Below are 20,866 nucleotides of genomic sequence, written 5' to 3' on the forward strand. Positions count from 1 at the left end.
AGTCCCACCCACGTGGTGGACGTGTTACTCTCATGCATGGCCGGGCTCCTTACGTTTCTGGGCACTGCCCAGTGTGGCTCTGGTCCCTCGTGGATCAACCCACGGCCAACGTAGGGACCCGGCCGTTCCATAAGGTCTAGATGATGAGCACGTCCAGGCTGCTTGCGTTGAACTCGTTGAAGTAGACCGTGTACTGCTCGGCATCGACGCCGGGGTCCTCGACGATGAGGCGGCGCACGCCCTCCACGAAGCGCTCCATCTGGTCGGCGGGCGTGGAGTAGAGCAGGCCCACGGACATGCGCACCCTCCGCCGGGTCATGGCCGACCAGTTCTCGATCTGGCGCTCGGTGAGCATTTTGTTGGGCACGATGATGAGGCTGCGGCTGAAGGTGCGGATGCGCGTGGAGCGGAAGCCGATGGTCTCGACGATGCCCTCCTGGCCGTCCACCATCACCCAGTCGCCCACGCGGAAGGGCTGGTCGCTGAGCACGACCACCGTGCCCAGGATGTTGGCCAGCGTGTCCTGGGCCGCCAGCGCCACGGCCAGGCCGCCTATGCCCAGGCCGGCCACCAGGCTGGTCACCTGGTAGCCCATGTTGTGGGCGATGAAGAGGGCGGCCATGGTCACCACCAGGAAGCGGAGCACGCCCGTGAGGATGGGCGAGAACTGGCGGCGGGCCGTTTCGTCGCGGCTGAAGAGGCCGTCCTCGAGGAAGGCCGAGACGGGGATCACCAGGCGATAGAAGGCCCACACCGCCAGGACGGCCAGCACCACCTGCCAGATCTTCTCCAGGTAGCGGGGCAGGTCCACCGGCACATCCGGCAGGTGCAGGGCACTCAGGGCCAGGTAACAGCCCAGGCTGATGATGAAGGCGCTGAGGGGCGGCCGCAGGGCCTTGATCACCAGGTCGTCGTGGCGCATGCTGGTCAGCGCGCTGATGCGGAGCAGCAGGCGCAGGATGACCTTCTCGAACAGAAGCTTGACGAGGACGGTGGCCGCCAGGATGCCGGCGGCGATGAACAGGCGGATCAACTCGGGGTTCAGGGTGCGCAAGACTGGCTCTCCGTTGTTGGTGCTTGTGTCCGGCCCGTGTGCAGGCCCACGCCCGACAAGGTAGTCAAGCCGCCGGGCTGGGACCGCGCGGCCTGGAGGGCCCTCCAATTTGGCGCCTTGGTTGCAGCTTGCCGGGGACGGCGGTAGATTCCCCATGCAGCGTTCCATCAGGGCGACTGGGCGGCGGCCGGCCAGCGGTGGCTGCCGCCCCTTCAGCGTCACAGGTGAGGTCCACCATGAAGCGAATGTGCAGCCATTTGGCCCGGCACGCCTTGCCGGGCGCCCTCCTGCTCCTGCTCGCCCTTCTCTTCCAAAGCTCCGCCCGGGCCCAGGAGAGCGCCGTGGTGACGGCCACGGGCATGGCCCAGCTGGCGGGCGGCAACGCGGCCTCGGTGCGGGACGCCGCCCTGCGCGACGCCCTGCGCAAGGCGGTGGAGACGGGCCTGGGCACCCTGGTGGAGGGGCGCACGCTGGTGGAGAATTTTGCCCTGGTCAACGACCGGATCCTTAGCCGCGCCCAGGGTTTCGTCAGCTCCTACGAGGTGCTGGAGGAGGGGGAGCGGGACGGCGCCTACGTCATGACTGTCCGCGCTGAGGTCAACCGGCAGGTGCTGGGGGACGACGCGCGCTCGCTGGGCCTCCTCCAGGAACTGGTGGGCAAGCCGCGCCTGATGGTGCTGGTGGACGAATCCTGGCGGGCGGGGGATCCGCCCGGCGCACCCGAGGCCGTGGCCAATCCCGCCAGCGCGGCACGGTTGGCCGAGCGCTTGCTGGAGCGGGGTTTCCTGCTCGTGGACGCCGAGACGGCCCGCCGGGTGCGCGCCGCCGAGTCCCGTCGCCTGGACGAGGTCCTGGACGACGGAGAGGCGGTGCGGCTCCTGGCCCGGCGGGCGGCCGAGGAGAACGGCGCCGAGGTGCTGGTCCTGGGCGTGTGCGTGGCGGAGCCCGTCTCCGCAGTGGGCGGACGCGTGACGGCCAGCGCCACCTTCAGCGCCCGCATGGTGGACGCCTCCACCGGCGCCCTGATGGGTTCCACCCAGGCCACGCAGAACGGCGTGGGCATCAGTGCGGACCAGGCACGCGCCGCCAGCGCGGCCCGGGCCGCGGACGGCGCTTGCGAGGCGCTGGTCCGGCAGATCATGCAGTACTGGCAGGACAAGGCCAACAACGGCCGGGAGGTGGTCGTCAAGCTGCACAACGTGGATTCCTATGTGCGGCAAGCCATGGCTTTCATCGACGGCCTGAAGCGGGTGCCGGGCGTGAGCGGCGCCCGCAAGCGCACCTGGGAGGAGGAGGAGCGCCGGCTGGAGGTGGACATCACCTATCTGGGCGGCGACCTGGACCAGCTCGTCGCGGCCATCGTGGCGACCCTGGGTCCGGACTTCCCCACGCTGGACCTGCGCCAGGCCAAGGGCAACAGCTTGGACTTTTATCTGAGGAAGTAGGATGGCGGCCACCACCTTGAGCGGGAGGCCGCGCCCCACGGCCATGCGGCAAGGGCGGCGGGCGGCCCTAGTCGTGCTCCTGTTGCTGGCGTTGCCTCTGTGGGGCACTGAGCCGGTGGGGCCGGAGATCGTCGTCACCGATGTCATCATGGACGATCGGGCCGACGTGGACGCCGCTTTCCTGGCCGACGGCGGGCGCGAGCTGGCGGCCGCGGCGGGCAGCCGGCTGGTCGCCCTGCTGGCCGCCAACCCCGGCTGGCGCGTCCACCCGGACTTCCTGGAGCATCCCGCCAACGACCTGAGGGCTCTGGAACAGGGCAGGGACCGCATCTACGCCCGCGGCGTGACGACCCGCGCCGACATCCGCCAGACCCGCTACTGGGGCGACCGCCGCCTCTGGACCTTCACGGTCGGGCTGCGCCTGGAGTTCTTCGACATCCGCAGCGGCCAGGTCTGGTTCGGGCAGGACGCCACGGTGCGCGTTCCGGTGGAGACGGCTGTCGAGCTGGATCGCGGCGAGCGGACCCGCCAGTTCACGGACGCCTTCAACCTGGCCCTGGAGACGGCCGCCGCACTGGCCGGGCGCAACTACCGGCCCGGCAGCGTGGAGGCAGTGGCCACCAGGCGGATGGCGGACGGCCTGTACGCCGTCGACCGCGGTTCCCGCCACGGACTGCCACCGGGCGCCACGGGCGAGATGCAGCGTGGCGCCGAGCGTTGGCTGCTGCGCCTGGAGGAGGTGGAGAGCGCCTACAGCTTGGCGCGGGTGACGGCGGGGTCGACCACGGAAGCGCCTCCCGCCGGTCTCGTTGTTCGATTCAGCGGCGTCAACGGCCTGCTGGCGCTGGAGGGACCGCAGCTGGCGGTGGCGGGGGCGGCCCTGCCCGCCGCCGGCGAGCTGGACGAGTGCTTCGACGTGGACTCCGCCACGCTGGGCCAGTGGCTGCACGACGCCCTGGTGGACACTCGCGCCTTCAACCTGCTGCCGCCGCTGCTGGCGGCCGGGGAGGCGCCGTCCGAGCTGTCCGCCGCCTTCTTCCGGGCGCAGAGCGTCTTCTCGGCGGTGGGCGACCTGCGCCACGACGAGATCGTGGGGCATCGCAGCCTGCCGCAGGTCCTGGCCCGACTGGTGGTGACCCACGCCGATCTCACCCGCGCCGTCCGGCTGGGCTACGAGGCGCGCATCCTGCGGCTGGGCCTGCTGCTCGAGATCTACGACCGGCGCACCCACGAGGTCCTGCTCAGCCAGGCCCTGGAGGGCACGCGCCGCGAGAAGCACAGCGAGCAGTACCGCCAGACGGACCTGGTGGCCGCCTGGCGGGAACTGGCGCGCAGCACCACGGCCGATCTCGCCCGGCAGGCGGCCGCCGCCTGGCGGCCGGCGGGACGGGAGCTGGAGGTGGCGGGCGTGGACGCCAAGGGCGGCATCCTGCTCAAAGGCGATGCCGTTCCCGGTGAGCGGGGCCGCCTGCTGCGTCCGGGCGAGGTGCTGCTCGACCGCCGGGGCGAGGCGCTGGCCCGGCGGCTTGCTCCCTACGGCATCGCCGAGCTGGAGAGCGGACGCCCCGACCCGCGGGCGCGCCTGGCGTTGAGCGACGGCCGAACCCTGCCGCAGCCGGGCGACCGCCTGCTTTTGCCGGCCGCCGCACCGCGGCCGGGGGCACGCATCCGGCACGTGGAGATCGGTGGCGAAAAGGTCCAGGCGGACTGGCATCCGGGTGAAAGGCGCGTCACCTTGTGGGCGCACCAGGCGCTGGGCGCCAGCGGGCGTTTCAACATGCTGGCCCCCGCCGCGCTGGCGGCGGAGGCGGCTGCCGCCGAAGTGGCGCTGGCGGGCGGGGAGTTCCGCGCCGTGGACCTGGACGAGATCCTGCTCGCCGAGGAACCGCAGCCCCAGGTGCTGGTGGACCTGCGCGTCGGCCTGGGCCGCTGGGAGCGCACGGCCGGTCCCTACAAGGCGGACCTGGTTTTCACGACGGGGGCGGAGTTGGCCTTCTTCAACGCGACCGGCGAGCCTCTCCTCCTCTTCACGGACGGGGGCGGCAGCGCCACGCACATCAGGAAGAAGGCCTGGACGTTGACGGAGCAACAGGTGCTGGCCGAAGGACGGGTGGTCCAAGGCGTGACGGAGGAGGAGTATGGCGACCGGCTGGACGCCTGCCTTCGCGTCTGCCTGGAGAAACTGGGCGAGGAGATCCGCGGCGGCGCCGGGCGCTGACGCGGGAAAGGCGAATCATGACGACACTGACCCTGCACACGGACGACCAGGTGGCCCTCGTCACCTTGAACCGCCCCCAGGTGCGCAATGCCATCGACGAGCGGATGGTGCGCGAGCTGCGCGGCCTGGTGGACGAACTGGAGCGGGACGATGGCCTGCGCGCCGTGGTCCTGACCGGGGCCGGCAAGGCCTTTTGCAGCGGCATGGATCTGGACTATCTGGCGCGCACGGCCCAGGCTCCCGCAGTGGAGCTCCGCCGCGACACGGAGCACCTGCGCGAGCTCTTTGTCGCCATCCGCTCCAGTCGGCTGCCCTGGATCGCCGCCGTCAATGGGCCGGCGGTGGCGGGCGGGGCCGGTCTCGCCACTGTCTGCGACCTGGTGCTGGCCGATCGCGGCCATGCCCGCTTCGGCTACCCCGAGGTGCAGATCGGCTTCATCCCCGCCCTGGTCGCCGTGCTGCTCGTGGCCCGGGTGGGGGAGACGGCCGCCCGCGACCTGCTGCTCACCGGCCGGCTGGTCAAGCCCGACGCCGCCCAGCGCCTGGGCCTCGTCAACGAGCTGGCCGAGGAGGGCCAAGTGCTGGCCCTGGCCGGCCAGCGGGCCCGTGCCCTGGCCCGTGGCTGCGCGCCGGGGGCCGTCGCCGCCACCAAATCCCTGCTGGAGCGCCTGCGCGGCCGGGACACGGCCTCCGCCATGGACATCGCGGTGGAAGCCAACATCCGGCAGCGGACGGACGAGGAGTGCCACCGCGGTGTGCGGGCCTTCCTGGACAAGGAGGAACTGGATTGGCGGCGGAGGGGTGGGGAGTCCGCCTGATGGTGGAGTGGCTGGCCGCGCTGTTCGGTTCTTCCCTGCTCTGGTATCTGGGCGGCCTGTCCGTCGTCACCTTTGTCAGCACCCTCCTGCTGGTGCCATGGGTGATCGTGCGCATTCCCGCGGATTACTTCAGCCGGCGGCGTCCGCCCAAGCCACCCTGGGCCGACGAACACCCGGTGGTCCGTATCCTGCTGCGCAGCCTGCGCAACGCGGCGGGCGTGGTCTTCATTCTCGCGGGCGTGGTTCTGTTGGCGCTTCCCGGCCAGGGCTTGCTCACCATCCTCGTCGGCCTCTTGCTCATGACTTTTCCCGGCAAGTACCGGCTGGAGCGATGGGCCATTTCCCGACCACCGGTCTTGCGCGCGGTCAACTGGCTGCGCCGGCGCGCCGGACGCCGGGATCTCAGCCTGTAGCTGGTGGTCGCACGCCTTCATCGGCCCGGCAACAACGCCACCACCCGGTAGAAGCGCCGGAGGCCGGCCAGTCCGCCCACATGCACGGTCTGCTCCTCCTCCCCCGTCCACAGGGTCTCCGTCTCACCGGGCGGAAAGGAGGGGTCGGCGGAACTTTCCAGGCGATAGCCGAGCGCGACGGGCACGGTGCTCCAGGACAAGAAGACGTCGCCGCCCGACAAGGCCAGTTCCAGGTGCGGGCGGGGCGCGGGCGCCAAGCGGCGCCAAACCTTGACCGTGTCGGTGGCGGACAGGCCCTGCGGCGTCTCGGCGCGCAGCAGCAGCGTGATCAGGGTGTCGCCCGCCGCCGGCGGCGTCCAACGCAGGGAATCCCCCCACACCTCCAACTGACCAGGACCCTCCAGTGAGAAGGCGAGGCCGGGCACCGGTCGGAAATGGCCGGCCGGATGCAGGACCAGTGTCTCACCCGCCGCCAGCGCGGCGAAGCCCAGGCCGGGGGAGAGCAGCGGGGTGAAGAGGGAATCGGGCAGGATGGGATCGATGTGCACGACCCCGAAGGCGCCATCGGCGGCGTCATGGATGTGCAGGGCGATGAGGGCGGGGTCGGTCGTGCCCCACCAGTTGCCTCGGGCCTGGATGACGCTGGCCGTGTTGTTGTAGAAGTCCCACACGGCGCCGCCGTTGCCGTTGCCATGGAGCCGGTTGCTGCCGGGATCCTCAACCGTGCCGAAGTCGGGGGCACAGGCGCTGGTGATGGTCACGCCCCAGTCGTTGTCCTCCAGGCAGCAGCCGCGGAAAACCGGCAGCGCGCCGGTGTTGACGTTGATCCCGCTGCCGCCGAGGTTGGGATTGACATAGCGGCTGGCGTGGATCCAGCAGCGTTCGAGGCTCCCCTGGGCGCCGCTGCCCTGGATGACGACACCGCTGCGGAAGTTCACGATCTCGCAGTCGCTGAGCCGCGGATTGCCGCTCATCCACAGGGAGAAGCCGCTGGCCGGGTTGGCCGGACCACGTCCTTCCAGCCGGCAGGACACAAGGCGCGGACTGTTGGTGCCCTGGATGCCGATGCTGACCGCGTTGCGCGGGCTGGCCCCCTCCGTGTTGTTGCCACGAATGACACAGTGCTCCAGCACGGGGCTGCAACCGCCGGTGATCTCCACACCGTAGCGGGAGTTGCCCTCGATCAGGCAGTGGCGCAGCACGGGATGGCTGCCCAGGAAGCAGTGCAGGCCGCTGCTGTAGTTGCCGACCAGCGTGCAGTACTCCACGGTAGGTGAGCTGCCCAGGCAGTTGAGGCCGTCGGCGCCACCCCCCACTGTGACACAGCGCAGCAGGCTGCCGGAAGCGGCGCCGTCCAGGATGAGGCCGCTCCAGCTGTTGGGCTGGCCGCTCTGGGATTGGGCGAGGATGGGCTCCCAGGGCGTGCCCAGGGCCAGCATCGTGCCGTGGACGCGCAGCTCCTGGTTGCCGGCCACCGTCCACTGTGTTCCCGCCGGCCAGCGCAGCGTGTCCCCTGTGCTGATGATGACGGCTTGCTGCTGCAGGTAGTCCGGCCAGTCGCCGGTGACCGCGCCGCCGCTAAGGGCGACCAGATCGGCCGGCGTGTAGCTCAAGCCTGTGCCGGGGCTGGTCCAGGCGTGGGCGGCGGCGGTGATCAGCAAGAAGACGGTGAAGAGCCCCAGGAGGCGTCTTGTGTTCATGGAAGACTCCAAACTTGTGCCCCAGGCAGGCACGCTGCCTACTCCGGTCTAACATGGCGCTTTGGACGTGGTGTGTCAGGGCTGGCCGCCCTCCGCTTCCCCCGTTGCCACGTCCAAAGTGTCCGGCGCCATGGCCTCCGCCTCGGTGGCACGCTTGAGGTTGTCCAGACCCTGCTGGAACATGGGGCCGATCATGGCGCCGGCCAGCATCTTGAAGTAGGGGCCGACCACGGGCATGTCCATCTCGCCGGCCATGCTCCAGCTGACCACGGTGGAGGCGCCCGGCCCGGGCACCGCGCGCATGATGGAGCGGGCGGGCTTGGGGCTGTCCGCGAAAAAGACGTCGTACTCCACCAGGCCGGGCTCGCAACGGGTCAGGACCAGGCGGCCGCCGCCCGTGCCGTCGGTCCAGCTCTGGCTGGCGCCCACGCCGCGGGTGATCTCCCCCAGCGTGGTGACGATGGTGGTGTCGGCCTGCTCCCAGGGGGACCACTCGGGCCAACGGGCCAGATCCTCGAGCAGCGGCTGGATGCGGTGGAGGGGGGCGTCCACGGCCACACTGCGCTCCACGTGGAAATCGTCGGGCAGCACCAGTCCGCCCGCGATGAGCAGGGCGAGCACGGCCGCCAGGCCGATCAGCATTTTCTTGATCATGATTCCTCCTGGACTGGACGGCCAAGCCGTCACCCGGTGTTGTCAGGTCAGGCGGCCGGGTGGAAGGCCGATGGCCTCCCGGCCGCGGGCGGAAGGCCATGGATTCCGCCCGGAGGAAAATAGGCTGAACGAGGGTCAGAGGCCAGCACAAAGTACGGCGGGGGAGGGAGGGCTCCTCTAGCTTTTTGTGAACAGCTGCGCCCTCCCACCTCCTCCCCACCCGCCCTGGCCGTTGGGGAGCACGCGTCCCAACGGATTTCCGCACATTCAGGTTCCCAAGGAATTTCCTCAAATTGGACATTCGGAACAATGTTGCCCGGGTGATCGGACAGGGCACGCCTGTCGGGTCCGCAATCAGCCACGCTGTCAAGGTCAGCGGGCATGGCCCCAGTGACAAATCGGCTCCGGACGGGAGGCGCTTTGCTGCCCCAGCGCCAACGGCGCGACGTCATCCCAGCCCAGGGCGCAGCCCTGGGCTGGGATGACGAGAGCGCTCCACCGGGCTGAAGGCCCGGCGCCGGCGCCGGCGCCGGCCGGTATGAACGCGGGAGGCCGGGACAACCGACGGTTTTGCCCACTTCTGTTGTTGAAGTACTTATGAATCAATTGCCAGTGGCACTTGCTTTGCAGCATTGAGAAACCCACTCTCCCGCCAGACTTTCGTCACGCCCAGCAGATCCATTTCAATCGCCGAGGATGGCATGAAACAACTGATTCTTCTTGCCGGCGCCAGCCTGTTGCTGGCCCTCCAGGCTGCCCGGGCCGGCCAGCCCAGCGTCACCAACGTGACGGCGCAGCAACTGCCCAACAGCGAAATCATCCAGATCAGCTACGACCTGGCCGAGGACGAGGGCTTGGCCTGCTGGGTGAGCGTGCAGGTGGACCGCGACAACCTGGGTTCCTGGGCCGTGCCCGTGCACGCCCTGACGGGTGACGTGGGCCCCAATGTCCAGCCCGGCGGCGGCAAGACCATCCAGTGGAACGCCGCCCTGGACTACGACCACAACGTGGCCAACGCCCAGGTGCGCGTCACGGCCCACAGCCTGGTGGACGGCGCGCCCCAGGACATGGTGCTGGTGCCGGCCGGCGAGTTCGTGATGGGATCCAGCGCCGTGGGCGGCGACGCCGTGCCCGAGCACACCGTCTACCTGGACGCCTACTGGATCGACATCTACGAGGTGACCAACCGCGAATACAAGCTCTTCTGCGACGCCACCAGCCGCGCCTATCCGCCCGATCCCGGCTTCTCCGGCATGAGCGGCTACTTCCTCAACTACCCGCAGTATCCGGTGGTCAACGTCTACTGGGCGGATGCCATGGCCTATGCAACTTGGGCGGGCAAGCGTCTGCCCACGGAGGCCGAGTGGGAGCGGGCGGCCAAAGGCAACACAGACAACCGCTTGTGGCCGTGGGGCAACGTCTTCAATGCCAACATCGGTGGGACCATCCACCACGCCAACACAAGTGTAACGGGCGATGGCTTCACTTACACTGCGCCAGATGGTAACTACCCGACAGGAACGAGCCCCGTGGGCTGCATGGATATGGCAGGCAACGTTTGGGAATGGTGCAGTGACTGGTATTCCAGCAGTTATTACAGCAGTTCTCCCTATTTGAATCCTCAGGGTTCTGTATCCGGCACCTACCGGGTGCGCCGTGGCGGCTACTGGTCCAGCTACAGTTCGTACGCCCGTTGTGCCTACCGGAGCAGCGACACACCCACGAATCGCACCTACAACATCGGCTTCCGCTGTGCCAGGACTCTGTAGCCCTTGGTCCCTTGGGTTTTGGCCCTTGGGCTTGAGGCAGGGCCATTCATGGCCCTGCTGAGGAAAAAAATTTGGAGAAGGTGAGTGGATCAGGCCCACGATGTTCAATGTGTTGCTGTCATGGGCGCAATGCTCTTCCTGACGGTGGACGGCAAATCCTGCGAGATCGACCTCGGGCGGCAGTCCCCGCGACGGACGGCGGCCACCCAGGCACAGCGGGAGCGCTTCGAAGTCTCGCCCAGCGGGTACTGCATCCATTGGCCGGAGCTGGATGAGGATTTGTCTATCGACGGCCTGATCGGAGTGAAGCGCCCAGCGCCGGCAGTAGAACTGAGTGGCAAGGTCTAAGCGATGACGGTTACAGCGTGAACTGCCTGCATTGCCAGGGTGAGATGATGCGCGGCTCCTCGCCCTTCCACGTCGATCGCAGCGGCTGCCACGTCCTGCTGGACAGTGTTCCGGCCTGGGTCTGCACCCAGTGTGGCGAGCCCTTGTTCGAGGAGCGCGAGGTGGAGGCCCTCCAGGGCTTGATCCAAGCCGTGGAGCAGGGCAGCAAGCGAATTGCGGCGGCGAGTTGATGGAGGTGGAAACTGACTCAGACAGGGTGAGGGCGACATGAGCGTTCGTAAGATGATGGCACTTGTTCTGTTGCCTCTGCTGGCCCGGGCTGGTGGCGTGCACAGCGGGGATTCCAGTCCCTTCGCCCTGAACATCGGCGGCTATCCCAACGGCGCGCGCTGGGTCAGCGGAACGGCTGCAACTGTCGTGAGCAGGTGATTCCATGCCTACGGTTCTGATGATGCTGGGTTGGCGCTTCTTCTTCTACGCCAATGAAGGGGACGAACCCATGCACATCCACTGTCGCAAGGGAGATGCGGAAGCCAAGTACTGGCTGGACGTGGAGGGCTTCCAGGTCGTGGAGTCCCACGCCTACAACCTTGGCCCGGCGGACAAGCGCACCGTGCGGCGGATCATCATGGAGCACTTTGATTATCTGGTGTCCGAGTGGAACAAGTTCGAGGAGCAGAAGCGTGGATAAGGCACACGATGTCCAGCGGACCACCGTGGTGGGCGCAGTGCTCTTCCTGACGGTGGACGGCAAATCCTTCGAGATCGACCTCGGGCGGCAGTCCCCGCGACTGGTGGCGGCCACCCAGGAGCAGCGGGAGAGGTTCGAAGTGTCGCCCTCGGGCTATGGCATCCACTGGTCGGATCTCGATGAGGATTTGTCCATCGACGGGCTGATCGGAGTGAAGCGCCCAGCGCCGGCAGGAGAACTGAGTGGCAAGGTCTAAGCGATGACGGTCACTGCGTGAACTGCCTGCATTGCCAGGGTGAGATGATGCGCGGCCCTCGCCCTTCCACATCGATCGCAGCGGCTGCCACGTCCTGCTGGACAGTGTTCCGGCCTGGGTGTGCACCCAGTGTGGCGAGCCCTTGTTCGAGGAGCGCGAAGTGGAGGCTCTCCAGGGCTTGGTCCAGGCCGTGGAGCAGGGCAGCAAGCGCATCGCGGCGGCGAGTTGATGTAGGTGGAAAGTGACTCAGACAGGGTGAGGGCGACATGAGCGTTTGTAAGATGATGGCACTTGTTCTGTTGCCCCTGCTGGCCCGGGCTGGTGGCGTGCACAGCGGGGATTCCAGTCCCTTCGCCATCAACATTGGTGGCTATCCCAACGGCGCGCGCTGGGTCAGCGCCACGGCCGGCTTCTTCCTGGACACCTGGACACCCTGCTGCAGCCGCACAGCCAGCGGGGAAAGCAACTCCTTCAGCATCCAAAGGCCGCCCGCCCTACGTTTCCTGGCCGGCGACGTGCTGGACGCGGACAGCGGCCTGCCGGTGCCGGGCGCGCAATTGTCCTTGGCTCCCGGCAGCGGCGCTGCGGACGGCGGCCCCAACGGCTGGTTCCGTCTCGCGCCCGTGGCGCAAGGAAACAACTACCAGCTCTCCGCCCAGCATGTGGGCTATTGGCCCGCCATGGTCTCCGGCATTGATGTGGAAGAGCACCGCCCAGCCTTCCAGCGCATCTGGCTGGAACCCATCCGCCCCAGCGCGGTGACGGGCCTGCAGATCACGGCGGACAGCGTCAACGTCCATTTGAGCTGGAACCCGGTCGGGGGCGCCACGGGCTACCGCGTGCGCGCGGCCTGGGATCAGGGTGGTTATTGGAGCCCCCAGGTGACCACCACCCAGACGGACTGGACCACGCCCTTCCTGCAAGGTGTGGAGCAGGTGCGCTTCTATCGCGTCTCATCCGTGCAGTAACGCGGCTGCATAGGCACACCTTAGGCGGCGCAGGTCACCAACCCCCAGTAGAACACTACCAAGCCCTGACCAAGCCCTGCTGCGCCGGCCGCGGTGGGGCTTCCTTCAGGCCGGATCCCCGATCTATTTGGATTACATCCAGAGGCGTGCCCGAGCCGATCTGGATGGAGGCCGGGCTGCGGCGCAGAACCGATTTGCCGATTGCTTCGTCGGCAGAGGGGAGGTAGTGGGCCAGATAAATGAACCATTTCTCACGGAGAGGGCTTGCTTCTACAACTTTTACTGTTAATATTTTAACCGTGATGTGAGGTGGCCAGGCGCGCCACCCGCGCCCGCTTCACGCAAGCGGCGCCGTGAGTCGACCCACGCGCCCGGGCCAGTGTCACGTGCCCGGCGACGAACATAGGAGACGGTCATGCTGGTATTGGAGCGCGAAGGACTGGGCCGGCAGATCGAGGAGATCTGCGCGCGCCACGGTCGCAGCCGCTCGGCCCTGCTGCCCATCCTGCAGGATCTGCAGGAGGCCCAGGGCTGGGTCTCGGATTATGCCATGCAAGAGGTGGCGCGCCACCTGGACATCCACCCTGTGGAGGTCTACAGCGTCATCACCTTCTACGCCTTCCTCAACGGCGAGAAGAAGGGGCGCTTCGTCCTGCGCCTCTGCCGCACCATCTCTTGCGACATGCGCGACAAGGATCGCGTCGCCCGCCAGCTGGAGCAGGAGCTGGGCATCCGTTTCGGCGAGACGACCCCCGACGGGCGCTTCACCCTGGAGTGGACCAATTGCATGGGCATGTGCGACCAGGGTCCGGCCATGCTGGTCAACAAGCAGGTCTTCACGCAGATCACCCCGGAGCGCGTGCACGAGATCATCGAGGCCTGCCGCCGCATCTACGGCCTCTATCCCGAGCGCAGCGAGGACGCCGCCCTGGAATCGGCGGGGGCGATGCGGGTCGAGGCGGGCCGCGCCGCGGCCAAGGAGGCTTGAGATGAGCAGCAAGAACCACGCGTCCATCCTCTTCCGCGAGTCCGTCCCCAACGAGGGCCTGAAGAAGGCCGTCACCATGAAGCGCGTGGAGATCATCACCACGGTGCGCGAATCCGGCCTCAAGGGGCGCGGCGGCGCCGGCTTCCCGACGGGCGTCAAGTGGAACTTCGCCGCCCTGGCCCAGGACGCGGTCAAGTATGTCGTCTGCAACGCCGACGAGGGCGAGCCCGGCACCTTCAAGGATCGCGTCCTGTTGACGGAGAAGGCCGACCTCGTGCTCGAGGGCATGGCCATCGCCGGCCGGGCCATCGGCGCCCGGGAGGGCATCATCTACCTGCGCGGCGAGTACGACTACCTGCGCCGCCATCTGGAGCAGGTGATCGCGCGCCGCGTGGACGCCAGGCTGCTGGGCGAGCGCATCCTGGGCACGGACGGTTTCGACTTCACCGTCACCGTCCACATGGGCGCCGGCGCCTATGTCTGCGGCGAGGAGACGGCCCTCATCGAGTCCCTCGAGGGCCATCGCGGCGAGCCGCGCAACCGGCCGCCCTTCCCCGTCAACACGGGCTACATGGGCCATCCCACCACCGTCAACAACGTGGAGACCCTGGCCCTGGCCGCCCGCGTCATTGCGCTGGGCGCCGAGACCTTCGCCAAGATCGGCCCCGCCAGCTCCACTGGGACCAAGCTCTTCAGCGTCTCGGGGGACTGCCTGAAGCCGGGCGTCTACGAGATGCCCATGGGCATCACCATCGAGGAGCTGCTGCGCGAAGTGGGCGGCGAGGACGCCAAGGCCGTCCAGGTGGGCGGCGCCAGCGGCGTCTGCGTCCCGCGCAAGGGCTTCACGCGGCGCCTGGCCTTCGACGACGCCTCCACCGGCGGCTCGATCATCGTCTTCGGACCGCAGCGGGACATGCTGCGCGTGGCGAAGAACTTCATGGAGTTCTTCGACGAGGAGTCCTGCGGCCAGTGCACGCCCTGCCGCCGCGGCAACCGCGTGCTGCTGGAAGGAATCGGGAAGCTTGAGGCGGGATGCTGCTCCCTGGCCTATCTGCAGGAGCTGAAGGCCCTGGGCCAGACCATGCAGCTGGCTTCCAAGTGCGGGTTGGGGCAGAGCAGCCCCAACGCCTTCCTGTCGATCGTGGAGCACTTCAAGGACGAGATCCTGGCCCGGCAGTCGGCCTGAGGCCGCGCCCGTAGGAGGAACGATGAGCACCGAGAGCAGAATGAATCCCGATACGAGCCGCGCCCCTGTCTCCCAGAAGGCGCAGCAGATCGCCCCCCACGCCGACGAGAACGCTGTCGGCGCGCAGGTCCGCATGTCCATCGACGGCCAGGAGATCAAAGTGCCCATGGGCACCACCATCCTGGACGCGGCCAAGCGCCTGGGCATCCACATCCCCACCCTCTGCCACCACGCCGACCTGTGCAGCGCCGGCCTCTGCCGTGTCTGCGTCGTCGAGGTGGAGGGCCAACGCGCCCTGCAAGCCGCCTGCGCCTACCCCGTCACCAGTCCCTTGACGATCCACACCCACACGCGCAAGGTGCGCAACGCCCGGCGCCATGTGATCGACCTCTTGCTCAGCGAGCACGTGGGTGAATGCTACACCTGCTTCCGCACCAACAACTGCGAGCTGCAGTCCCTGGCCAAGGAGATGGGCGTGACCCATTTCCGCTTCGGCCAGCGCACGGAACGCCGGCACATGACGGACACGAGCAGCTATTCCGTCGTGCGCAACATGGACAAGTGCGTGCTCTGCCGCCGCTGCGTGCGCACCTGCATCGACCTGCAGGAGGTGGGCGTGCTGGAAGCCTGCCACCGCGGCAGCGAGACGGCAATCGAGACCTTCCGCGACAAGCCCCTGGGCGAGGTGGTCTGCATCAACTGCGGGCAGTGCATCAACCGCTGCCCCACCGGCGCCCTGCGCGCCAACGACCCCACCGAGGAGATCTGGCGCCTCATCGACGACCCAAGCAAGCACGTCGTCATCCAGACCGCCCCGGCCCCCCGCGCCGCCATCGGCGAGTGCTTCGGCTGCGAGCCGGGCACACCCATGACCTTCGAGATGAATACGGCGCTCAAGCTCTGCGGCTTCGACAAGGCCTTCGACACCAACTTCACGGCGGACTTGACCATCATCGAGGAGGGGACGGAGCTGCTGCTGCGCCTCCACCGCGCGCTGGTCCAGGGCGACCGCGAGGCGGCCCTGCCCCAGTTCACCAGTTGCTCGCCGGGCTGGGTCAAATACCTCGAGCACTTCTACCCGGAGTACATCCCCAACCTGAGCAGCGCCAAAAGCCCGCAACAGATGTTCGGCGCGGTGATCAAGACCTACTACGCCCAGCTGCACAACATCGACCCCAAGGACATCGTCACCGTGGCGCTGATGCCCTGCTCGGCCAAGAAGTTCGAGTGCAACCGCCCGGAGATGCGCGACAGCGGCGTCAAGGACGTGGACTACGGCCTGACCACGCGGGAGCTGGCCCAGATGTTCATGGAGGCGGGCATCGACCTGCCGCGCCTGCCCAAGTCGGATTTTGATGATCCCTTCGGCACGGCGACGGGCTCGGGCGTCATCTTCGGCGCCACGGGCGGCGTGATGGAGGCGGCGCTGCGCACGGTGATCGAGGTGGTGTGCGGCATCCAGGTGGAGAACCTCTTCGACCACGCCGACATCATCCCGGTGCGCGGCTTCGACGGCATCCGCTACGTGGAACTGCCCATCCAGGACGTCGGCCCGGTCATCCCCATGTTCAAGCACCTGGTGGACAGCTGGTCCTGGTTGAAGGGCGCCACCCTCAAGGTGGCGGTGGCCCACGGCACGGCCAACGCCAAGAGAGTGATGGACGACATCAAGGCGGGCGGCCGCTTCAGCGAGTGCCATTTCATCGAGTTCATGGGCTGTCCGGGCGGCTGCCTGGGTGGCGGTGGACAGCCGATTCCCACCTCGCCCGAGATCCGCGCGGCGCGGGCCAAGGCCATCTACGCGGAGGACAGCTCCTACAAGGTGCGCAAGTCGCACGAGAATCCGGCCGTGCTGGAACTCTACACCAAGTTCCTGACGGAAGGCCCCTGCGGACATCTCAGCCACAAGCTGCTGCACACCCACTACACGGCGCGCGGCAAGTTCATGGCCTGATCGATCATGGCCCGGAGCTTGCCGGCTTCGGGCCTTTTCATGGACAGATCGCCGACCTGGGAGTGGGATGTTCTGGTTGAGGAAGCGGACGGCCGGGGCTACGTTGAAAGCGGTGGCCGGGCGCCGGCGGAAAGGAATCCGAATTGGACACGACGATTCGCATCGACGGGCGGCAGATCGAAGCGGTGCTGCAAGGGGCGCGCGGCCATGACGCCGCCGCCGTGCGCGAGGTGCTGGCCTGCGCCGCGCTGGGCCGCGGCCTGGATGACGGACAGATGGCCACCTTGATGGGTGTGAGCGACCCGGAGCTGCTCGCGGAGCTTTTCGCCACGGCGGCGCAGGTCAAGCGCGAGATCTACGGCAACCGCCTGGTCATCTTCGCCCCCCTCTACATCTCCAACCTCTGCGCCAACGATTGCGCCTACTGCGCCTTCAGCGTCAAGAACAAGGGTTTGAAACGCCGCGCCCTGCGCCAGGACGAGATTGCCCGCGAGGTGCTCCACCTCATCCGCACCGGCCACAAGCGCGTGCTGCTGGTGGCGGGCGAGGCTTATCCGCGCCAGGGTTTCCGCTACGTGCTGGACTCCATCGAGACGGTCTACCAGACGAAGGAGGGCCCCGGCGAGATCCGCCGCGTCAACGTCAACGTGGCCCCGCTCACGGTGGAGGAGTTCCGCGAGCTGAAGGGCGCGCGCATCGGCACCTACCAGATCTTCCAGGAGACCTACCACCCGGAGACCTACAAGGCCGTCCACACGCGCGGCCCCAAGTCCGACTACGACTGGCGCATCACGGCCATGGACCGCGCCATGACGGCGGGGATCGACGACGTGGGCGTGGGCGTCCTCTTCGGCCTCTTCGACTGGCGCTGGGAGCTGCTCGCCCTCATGCAGCACGTGCGCCACCTGGAGAAGCACTTCGGCTGCGGGCCGCACACGGTGAGCGTGCCGCGCCTGGAGCCGGCCGCGGGCTCCAGCATCAGCGAGCATCCGCCCAAGCCCGTCTCCGACATCGAGTTCCGCAAGCTGGTGGCCATCCTGCGCCTGGCCGTGCCCTACACGGGCATCATCATGTCCACGCGCGAGACGACCGTGATGCGCCGCGCCACCTTCGCCCTGGGCGTCTCGCAGATCTCGGCGGGCAGCCGCACCAATCCCGGCGGCTACGAGGACGAGGAGGAGGCCTGCGACCGTGTCTCCGTCGAGGGGGACGACCAGGCCGCCCTGCGCGCCCACGAGCTGGAGGAGGAGACGGGCGCCCAGTTCAGCCTGGGCGACCACCGCGAGCTGGACGAGGTGGTGGCCGACCTGGTGCGCATGGAATACATCCCCAGCTTCTGCACGGGCTGCTATCGCCTGGGGCGCACGGGCATGGACTTCATGGACCTGGCCAAGCCGGGGGACATCCGTGCCCACTGCGACCCCAACGCCGTCTCCACCTTCCTCGAGTACCTGCTTGACTACGCCAGCCCGGCCACCCGCGCCGCCGGCGAGGTCCTTATTCCCGAGCTGCTGGAGAAGATGGCCGATGGTCCGCGCGAGACCTCGCGCCGCCTGGTGGAGCAGGTGCGGGCCGGGCGGCGGGATGTCTACTGCTGATCCTTCCAGCTATGGGATACGAGCGGATGTGAGTGTCGATATCGATATCGATATCGATATCGAAATGGGTGCCGCGGAAGATTGCGAGGGGAGCGGATGAAGACCCGGATCGAGCGCGATCTGCTGGGCGAGCGCGACGTGCCGGAGCACGCGCGCTGGGGCATCCACGGCCTGCGGGCCCGTGAGAACTTCCCCCTGAGCGGCCGCCCCTGCCATCCGGAGCTGGTCAAGGCCTACGGGCTGGTCAAGCTGGCCTGCGCCCGCATGAACGAGTCGCTGGGCCTCTGGCGGGACGACCCTGCCCGCGGCGAGGCCATCCGGCGCGCCTGCCGGGAGCTGGCCGACGGGGAAGGCCTGGAGCAGGTGGTGGGCGACGCCCTGCAGGGCGGCGCCGGCACCAGCCTCAACATGACCGTCAACGAGGTGCTGGCCAATCGCGCCCTGGAACTGCTGGGCGAGCCGCGCGGCACCTGTGGCCGCGTCTCGCCGGCGGACGACCTCAACCGCCACCAGTCCACCAACGACACCTACCCCACCGCCCTCCGCCTGGCCGCCCTGCGTGGTCTGAAGGTATTGGAGCAGGCCGTGCTCGAGCTGCAGGAGGCCTTCCAGGACCGCGAGCGCGCGTTCGCGCACCTGGTCAAGGTGGGGCGCACCCAGTTGCAGGACGCCGTGCTGACGACCCTGGGGCGGAGCATGTCCGCCTATGCCGAGGCCCTCTCCCGCGACCGCTGGCGCATCTTCAAAGCCCAGGAGCGCCTGCGCGTCGTCAACCTGGGCGGCACAGCCATCGGCAGCGGGCTGGGCGCGCCGCGGGCCTTCGTCTTCGGCGCCGTGGACCACTTGCGCGAGCTGAGCGGCCTGCCCCTGGCCCGCGCCGAGAATCTGCTGGAGGCCACCCAGAACGCCGACGTCTTCGTGGAGACGGGCGGCCTGCTCAAGGCCCTGGCCGTGACCCTGAAGAAGAGCGCCAACGACCTGCGCCTGTTGGCCAGCGGACCGGAGGCGGGGCTGGGCGAGCTGCGCCTCCCCCCCCGCCAGGCCGGGAGCAGCATCATGCCGGGCAAGGTCAATCCCGTCATCCCCGAGGCGGTCGTCCAGGTGGCGATGCTGGTGGAGGGCAACGACGTGGCCATCACCCAGGCGGCGGGGGCGGGCACCCTCGAACTCAACCCCTTCCTGCCCCTCATCGCCGACCGCCTGCTGGAGTCGTTGGACCTGCTCACCGCGGTCTGCCGCATCTACCGAACGCACTGCGTGCTGGGGCTGGAAGCCAACGAGGAGCGGCTCATCGCCCAGGTGGAGGGCTCCACCGCGGCGGCCACGGCCCTGGTGCCGCGCCTGGGCCACGAGGCGGTCTGTGCGCTGGTGGAACGGTCCCGAGCCGCCGGCCGCACCATCCGCGGGCAGGTGCTGGCCGAAGGCCTGCTGACGGAGGAGGAGTACCGGGCGGCCATCTCGCCGGAAGCGGTCACGCGGCTGGGGTCGTGAGCATGGATTGCCAAAATCACGCGGAGGCGGGACGATGCCCAAGGTGAGGAAGGGCCTGCGCCTGCACATCGGCATCTTCGGCCGGCGCAACGTGGGCAAGAGCAGCCTGCTCAACGCCCTGACCCGCCAGCAGGCGGCCATTGTCAGCGCGGTGGCGGGCACGACGACGGACCCGGTGGAGAAGCCCATGGAGCTGCAGCCGCTGGGCCCCGTCCTCTTCATCGACACGGCCGGCATCGACGACGAAGGCGCCCTGGGCGGGCAGCGCATCGCCAAGACGCGCCAGGTGCTGGACCGGACGGATTTGGGCGTCATCGTCTGCGACCAGCCCGTCTGGGGCGGCTTCGAGCAGCACCTGCTCGAGGAGTTGCAGACCCGCCAGGTGCCGGTGGTGGCGGTTTTCAGCAAGGGTGACCTCGTGGCGGCGGACGAGGCGGAGGTCTGCCGCCTGGCCGCCCTGGGCCTGGCCGTGGTGCGCACGACGGCGACCGCGGGGCCGCAAGGGGCGCTGGGCCTGGCCGCCGGCGTGGCCGACCTGCGCGAGGCCCTGCTCGAGAAGGCGCCGGAGGAATGGCTCAACCAGCCGGCGCTGCTGGCCGACCTGGTGCGTCCCGGCGAGCCGGTCGTGCTGGTCGTGCCCATCGACAAGGAGGCCCCCGCCGGCCGCCTCATCCTGCCGCAGCAGCAGGCCATCCGCGAGTTGCTCGACGCCGACGCCTGGGCCCTGGTCGTCAAGGAGCGGGAGCTGTCCGGCGCCCTGGCCGCGCTGGGCCGCCCGCCGGCCTTGGTCGTGACGGATTCCCAGGCCTTCCTCAAGGTGGCGGCCGACACGCCTCCCACCGTGCCCATGACCTCCTTCTCGATCCTGTTCGCCCGCCGCCAAGGCGACCTGACCGAGCTGGCGCGCGGCGCGGCGGCCATCGAGCGGCTGCGGGCCGGGGACCGCGTGCTGGTGGCCGAAGCCTGCGGCCACCACCCGGGTGGCGAGGACATCGGCCGCGTCAAGATTCCCCGCTGGCTGCGGCAGGTGGTGGGCGGCGCCCTCGAGTTCGACCACGTCCAGGGCCACGACTTCCCGCCGGACCTGTCGCCCTGGCGGCTGGTCATCCACTGCGGCGCCTGCATGTGGAACCGCCGCGAGGTGCTGAACCGGCTGCTCCACTGCCGGAGGGCCGGAGTGCCCATGACCAATTACGGCATCGCCATCGCCGCCAGCCTGGGTATCCTGGAGCGGGCCCTCGCCCCCTTCCCGGCCGCGCTGGAAGCCTGGCGGGAAGAGCGGCTGGGCGGCTGAGGGATCCCCGACCGGCACGGG

At 68.6% G+C, this 20,866-nt stretch carries 20 protein-coding genes; 17 read left to right on the forward strand and 3 right to left on the reverse strand.

All coding sequences use genetic code 11. The features are described 5' to 3' along the window. Positions 1-136: 136 nt before the first annotated feature. Positions 137-1,054, reverse strand: a complete 918-nt coding sequence (locus Q8O14_13255; GenBank protein MDP2361694.1) for a mechanosensitive ion channel family protein — start codon at positions 1,052-1,054, stop codon at positions 137-139. Between the two features lie 236 nt (positions 1,055-1,290). Between Q8O14_13255 and Q8O14_13260 the strand changes: the two genes are divergently transcribed. The 4 genes from Q8O14_13260 to Q8O14_13275 are packed head-to-tail and all read left to right on the forward strand — an operon-like array spanning position 1,291 to position 5,948. Then, positions 1,291-2,499 carry a hypothetical protein gene (locus Q8O14_13260; protein MDP2361695.1) on the forward strand — a complete coding sequence of 403 codons (1,209 nt, stop codon included), beginning with the start codon at positions 1,291-1,293 and terminating at the stop codon, positions 2,497-2,499. A gap of 1 nt (position 2,500) precedes the next feature. Continuing rightward, a complete protein-coding gene (locus tag Q8O14_13265; protein ID MDP2361696.1) occupies positions 2,501-4,717 on the forward strand; it encodes a hypothetical protein in 2,217 nt (738 codons plus the stop codon). A gap of 17 nt (positions 4,718-4,734) precedes the next feature. Then, the gene (locus Q8O14_13270) at positions 4,735-5,535 is read left to right on the forward strand and encodes an enoyl-CoA hydratase/isomerase family protein (protein MDP2361697.1); all 801 of its coding nucleotides are present in this window, start codon (positions 4,735-4,737) and stop codon (positions 5,533-5,535) included. Next, positions 5,535-5,948 carry a PGPGW domain-containing protein gene (locus Q8O14_13275; protein MDP2361698.1) on the forward strand — a complete coding sequence of 138 codons (414 nt, stop codon included), beginning with the start codon at positions 5,535-5,537 and terminating at the stop codon, positions 5,946-5,948. The genes Q8O14_13270 and Q8O14_13275 overlap by 1 nt, the downstream gene beginning before the upstream one ends. A 17-nt stretch (positions 5,949-5,965) precedes the next feature. Here Q8O14_13275 and Q8O14_13280 read toward each other — a convergent pair whose 3' ends face one another. Further along, positions 5,966-7,648 (reverse strand): right-handed parallel beta-helix repeat-containing protein, encoded by a 1,683-nt coding sequence (locus tag Q8O14_13280; GenBank protein ID MDP2361699.1) that lies wholly within the window; start codon positions 7,646-7,648, stop codon positions 5,966-5,968. Positions 7,649-7,723: 75 nt separating this feature from the next. Beyond that, positions 7,724-8,302, reverse strand: coding sequence for an SRPBCC family protein (locus Q8O14_13285; protein ID MDP2361700.1), 579 nt, complete (start codon positions 8,300-8,302; stop codon positions 7,724-7,726). Between the two features lie 701 nt (positions 8,303-9,003). Here Q8O14_13285 and Q8O14_13290 point away from each other — a divergent pair. The 13 genes from Q8O14_13290 (at position 9,004) to hydF (ending at position 20,845) form a co-directional block, all read left to right on the forward strand. Then, on the forward strand, positions 9,004-10,071 hold the full coding sequence (locus tag Q8O14_13290) for an SUMF1/EgtB/PvdO family nonheme iron enzyme (GenBank protein ID MDP2361701.1): 1,068 nt from the start codon (positions 9,004-9,006) through the stop codon (positions 10,069-10,071). Positions 10,072-10,155: 84 nt separating this feature from the next. Further along, the gene (locus Q8O14_13295; GenBank protein ID MDP2361702.1) at positions 10,156-10,419 is read left to right on the forward strand and encodes a DUF2442 domain-containing protein; all 264 of its coding nucleotides are present in this window, start codon (positions 10,156-10,158) and stop codon (positions 10,417-10,419) included. Positions 10,420-10,436: 17 nt separating this feature from the next. Beyond that, entirely contained in the window at positions 10,437-10,649 is a 213-nt protein-coding gene (locus Q8O14_13300) for a YgiT-type zinc finger protein (protein MDP2361703.1), read from the forward strand. Between the two features lie 37 nt (positions 10,650-10,686). After that, entirely contained in the window at positions 10,687-10,848 is a 162-nt protein-coding gene (locus Q8O14_13305) for a hypothetical protein (protein ID MDP2361704.1), read from the forward strand. A gap of 4 nt (positions 10,849-10,852) precedes the next feature. Further along, entirely contained in the window at positions 10,853-11,110 is a 258-nt protein-coding gene (locus Q8O14_13310) for a DUF4160 domain-containing protein (protein MDP2361705.1), read from the forward strand. Further along, positions 11,103-11,366, forward strand: coding sequence for a DUF2442 domain-containing protein (locus Q8O14_13315; protein ID MDP2361706.1), 264 nt, complete (start codon positions 11,103-11,105; stop codon positions 11,364-11,366). The genes Q8O14_13310 and Q8O14_13315 overlap by 8 nt, the downstream gene beginning before the upstream one ends. A 266-nt stretch (positions 11,367-11,632) precedes the next feature. Continuing rightward, a complete protein-coding gene (locus Q8O14_13320; GenBank protein MDP2361707.1) occupies positions 11,633-12,334 on the forward strand; it encodes a carboxypeptidase-like regulatory domain-containing protein in 702 nt (233 codons plus the stop codon). Between the two features lie 415 nt (positions 12,335-12,749). Then, complete coding sequence (gene nuoE / locus Q8O14_13325) at positions 12,750-13,322, forward strand: NADH-quinone oxidoreductase subunit NuoE (GenBank protein ID MDP2361708.1); 573 nt, start codon at positions 12,750-12,752, stop codon at positions 13,320-13,322. 1 nt (position 13,323) lies between these two features. Further along, positions 13,324-14,508, forward strand: a complete 1,185-nt coding sequence (locus tag Q8O14_13330; protein MDP2361709.1) for an NADH-ubiquinone oxidoreductase-F iron-sulfur binding region domain-containing protein — start codon at positions 13,324-13,326, stop codon at positions 14,506-14,508. A gap of 22 nt (positions 14,509-14,530) precedes the next feature. Further along, the gene (locus tag Q8O14_13335) at positions 14,531-16,462 is read left to right on the forward strand and encodes an NADH-dependent [FeFe] hydrogenase, group A6 (GenBank protein ID MDP2361710.1); all 1,932 of its coding nucleotides are present in this window, start codon (positions 14,531-14,533) and stop codon (positions 16,460-16,462) included. A gap of 188 nt (positions 16,463-16,650) precedes the next feature. Continuing rightward, positions 16,651-18,060, forward strand: coding sequence for a [FeFe] hydrogenase H-cluster radical SAM maturase HydG (hydG, locus tag Q8O14_13340; protein MDP2361711.1), 1,410 nt, complete (start codon positions 16,651-16,653; stop codon positions 18,058-18,060). A gap of 96 nt (positions 18,061-18,156) precedes the next feature. Continuing rightward, positions 18,157-19,551, forward strand: coding sequence for an aspartate ammonia-lyase (locus tag Q8O14_13345; GenBank protein ID MDP2361712.1), 1,395 nt, complete (start codon positions 18,157-18,159; stop codon positions 19,549-19,551). A gap of 34 nt (positions 19,552-19,585) precedes the next feature. Continuing rightward, the gene (gene hydF, locus Q8O14_13350) at positions 19,586-20,845 is read left to right on the forward strand and encodes a [FeFe] hydrogenase H-cluster maturation GTPase HydF (GenBank protein MDP2361713.1); all 1,260 of its coding nucleotides are present in this window, start codon (positions 19,586-19,588) and stop codon (positions 20,843-20,845) included. The last annotated feature ends 21 nt before the right edge of the window (positions 20,846-20,866 follow it).

The organism is bacterium (genome assembly GCA_030685015.1).
GTDB lineage: Bacteria > CAIWAD01 > CAIWAD01 > CAIWAD01 > CAIWAD01 > CAIWAD01.

Bases quoted from the DNA above. Each gene is read 5' to 3' on its own strand.
- Q8O14_13260 (MDP2361695.1), top strand. From the start codon at position 1,291: ATGAAGCGAATGTGCAGCCATTTGGCCCGGCACGCCTTGCCGGGCGCC.
- Q8O14_13265 (MDP2361696.1), top strand. From the start codon at position 2,501: ATGGCGGCCACCACCTTGAGCGGGAGGCCGCGCCCCACGGCCATGCGG.
- Q8O14_13270 (MDP2361697.1), top strand. From the start codon at position 4,735: ATGACGACACTGACCCTGCACACGGACGACCAGGTGGCCCTCGTCACC.
- Q8O14_13275 (MDP2361698.1), top strand. From the start codon at position 5,535: ATGGTGGAGTGGCTGGCCGCGCTGTTCGGTTCTTCCCTGCTCTGGTAT.
- Q8O14_13280 (MDP2361699.1), bottom strand. From the start codon at position 7,648: ATGAACACAAGACGCCTCCTGGGGCTCTTCACCGTCTTCTTGCTGATC.
- Q8O14_13285 (MDP2361700.1), bottom strand. From the start codon at position 8,302: ATGATCAAGAAAATGCTGATCGGCCTGGCGGCCGTGCTCGCCCTGCTC.
- Q8O14_13290 (MDP2361701.1), top strand. From the start codon at position 9,004: ATGAAACAACTGATTCTTCTTGCCGGCGCCAGCCTGTTGCTGGCCCTC.
- Q8O14_13305 (MDP2361704.1), top strand. From the start codon at position 10,687: ATGAGCGTTCGTAAGATGATGGCACTTGTTCTGTTGCCTCTGCTGGCC.
- Q8O14_13310 (MDP2361705.1), top strand. From the start codon at position 10,853: ATGCCTACGGTTCTGATGATGCTGGGTTGGCGCTTCTTCTTCTACGCC.
- Q8O14_13320 (MDP2361707.1), top strand. From the start codon at position 11,633: ATGAGCGTTTGTAAGATGATGGCACTTGTTCTGTTGCCCCTGCTGGCC.
- nuoE (MDP2361708.1), top strand. From the start codon at position 12,750: ATGCTGGTATTGGAGCGCGAAGGACTGGGCCGGCAGATCGAGGAGATC.
- Q8O14_13330 (MDP2361709.1), top strand. From the start codon at position 13,324: ATGAGCAGCAAGAACCACGCGTCCATCCTCTTCCGCGAGTCCGTCCCC.
- Q8O14_13335 (MDP2361710.1), top strand. From the start codon at position 14,531: ATGAGCACCGAGAGCAGAATGAATCCCGATACGAGCCGCGCCCCTGTC.
- Q8O14_13345 (MDP2361712.1), top strand. From the start codon at position 18,157: ATGAAGACCCGGATCGAGCGCGATCTGCTGGGCGAGCGCGACGTGCCG.
- hydF (MDP2361713.1), top strand. From the start codon at position 19,586: ATGCCCAAGGTGAGGAAGGGCCTGCGCCTGCACATCGGCATCTTCGGC.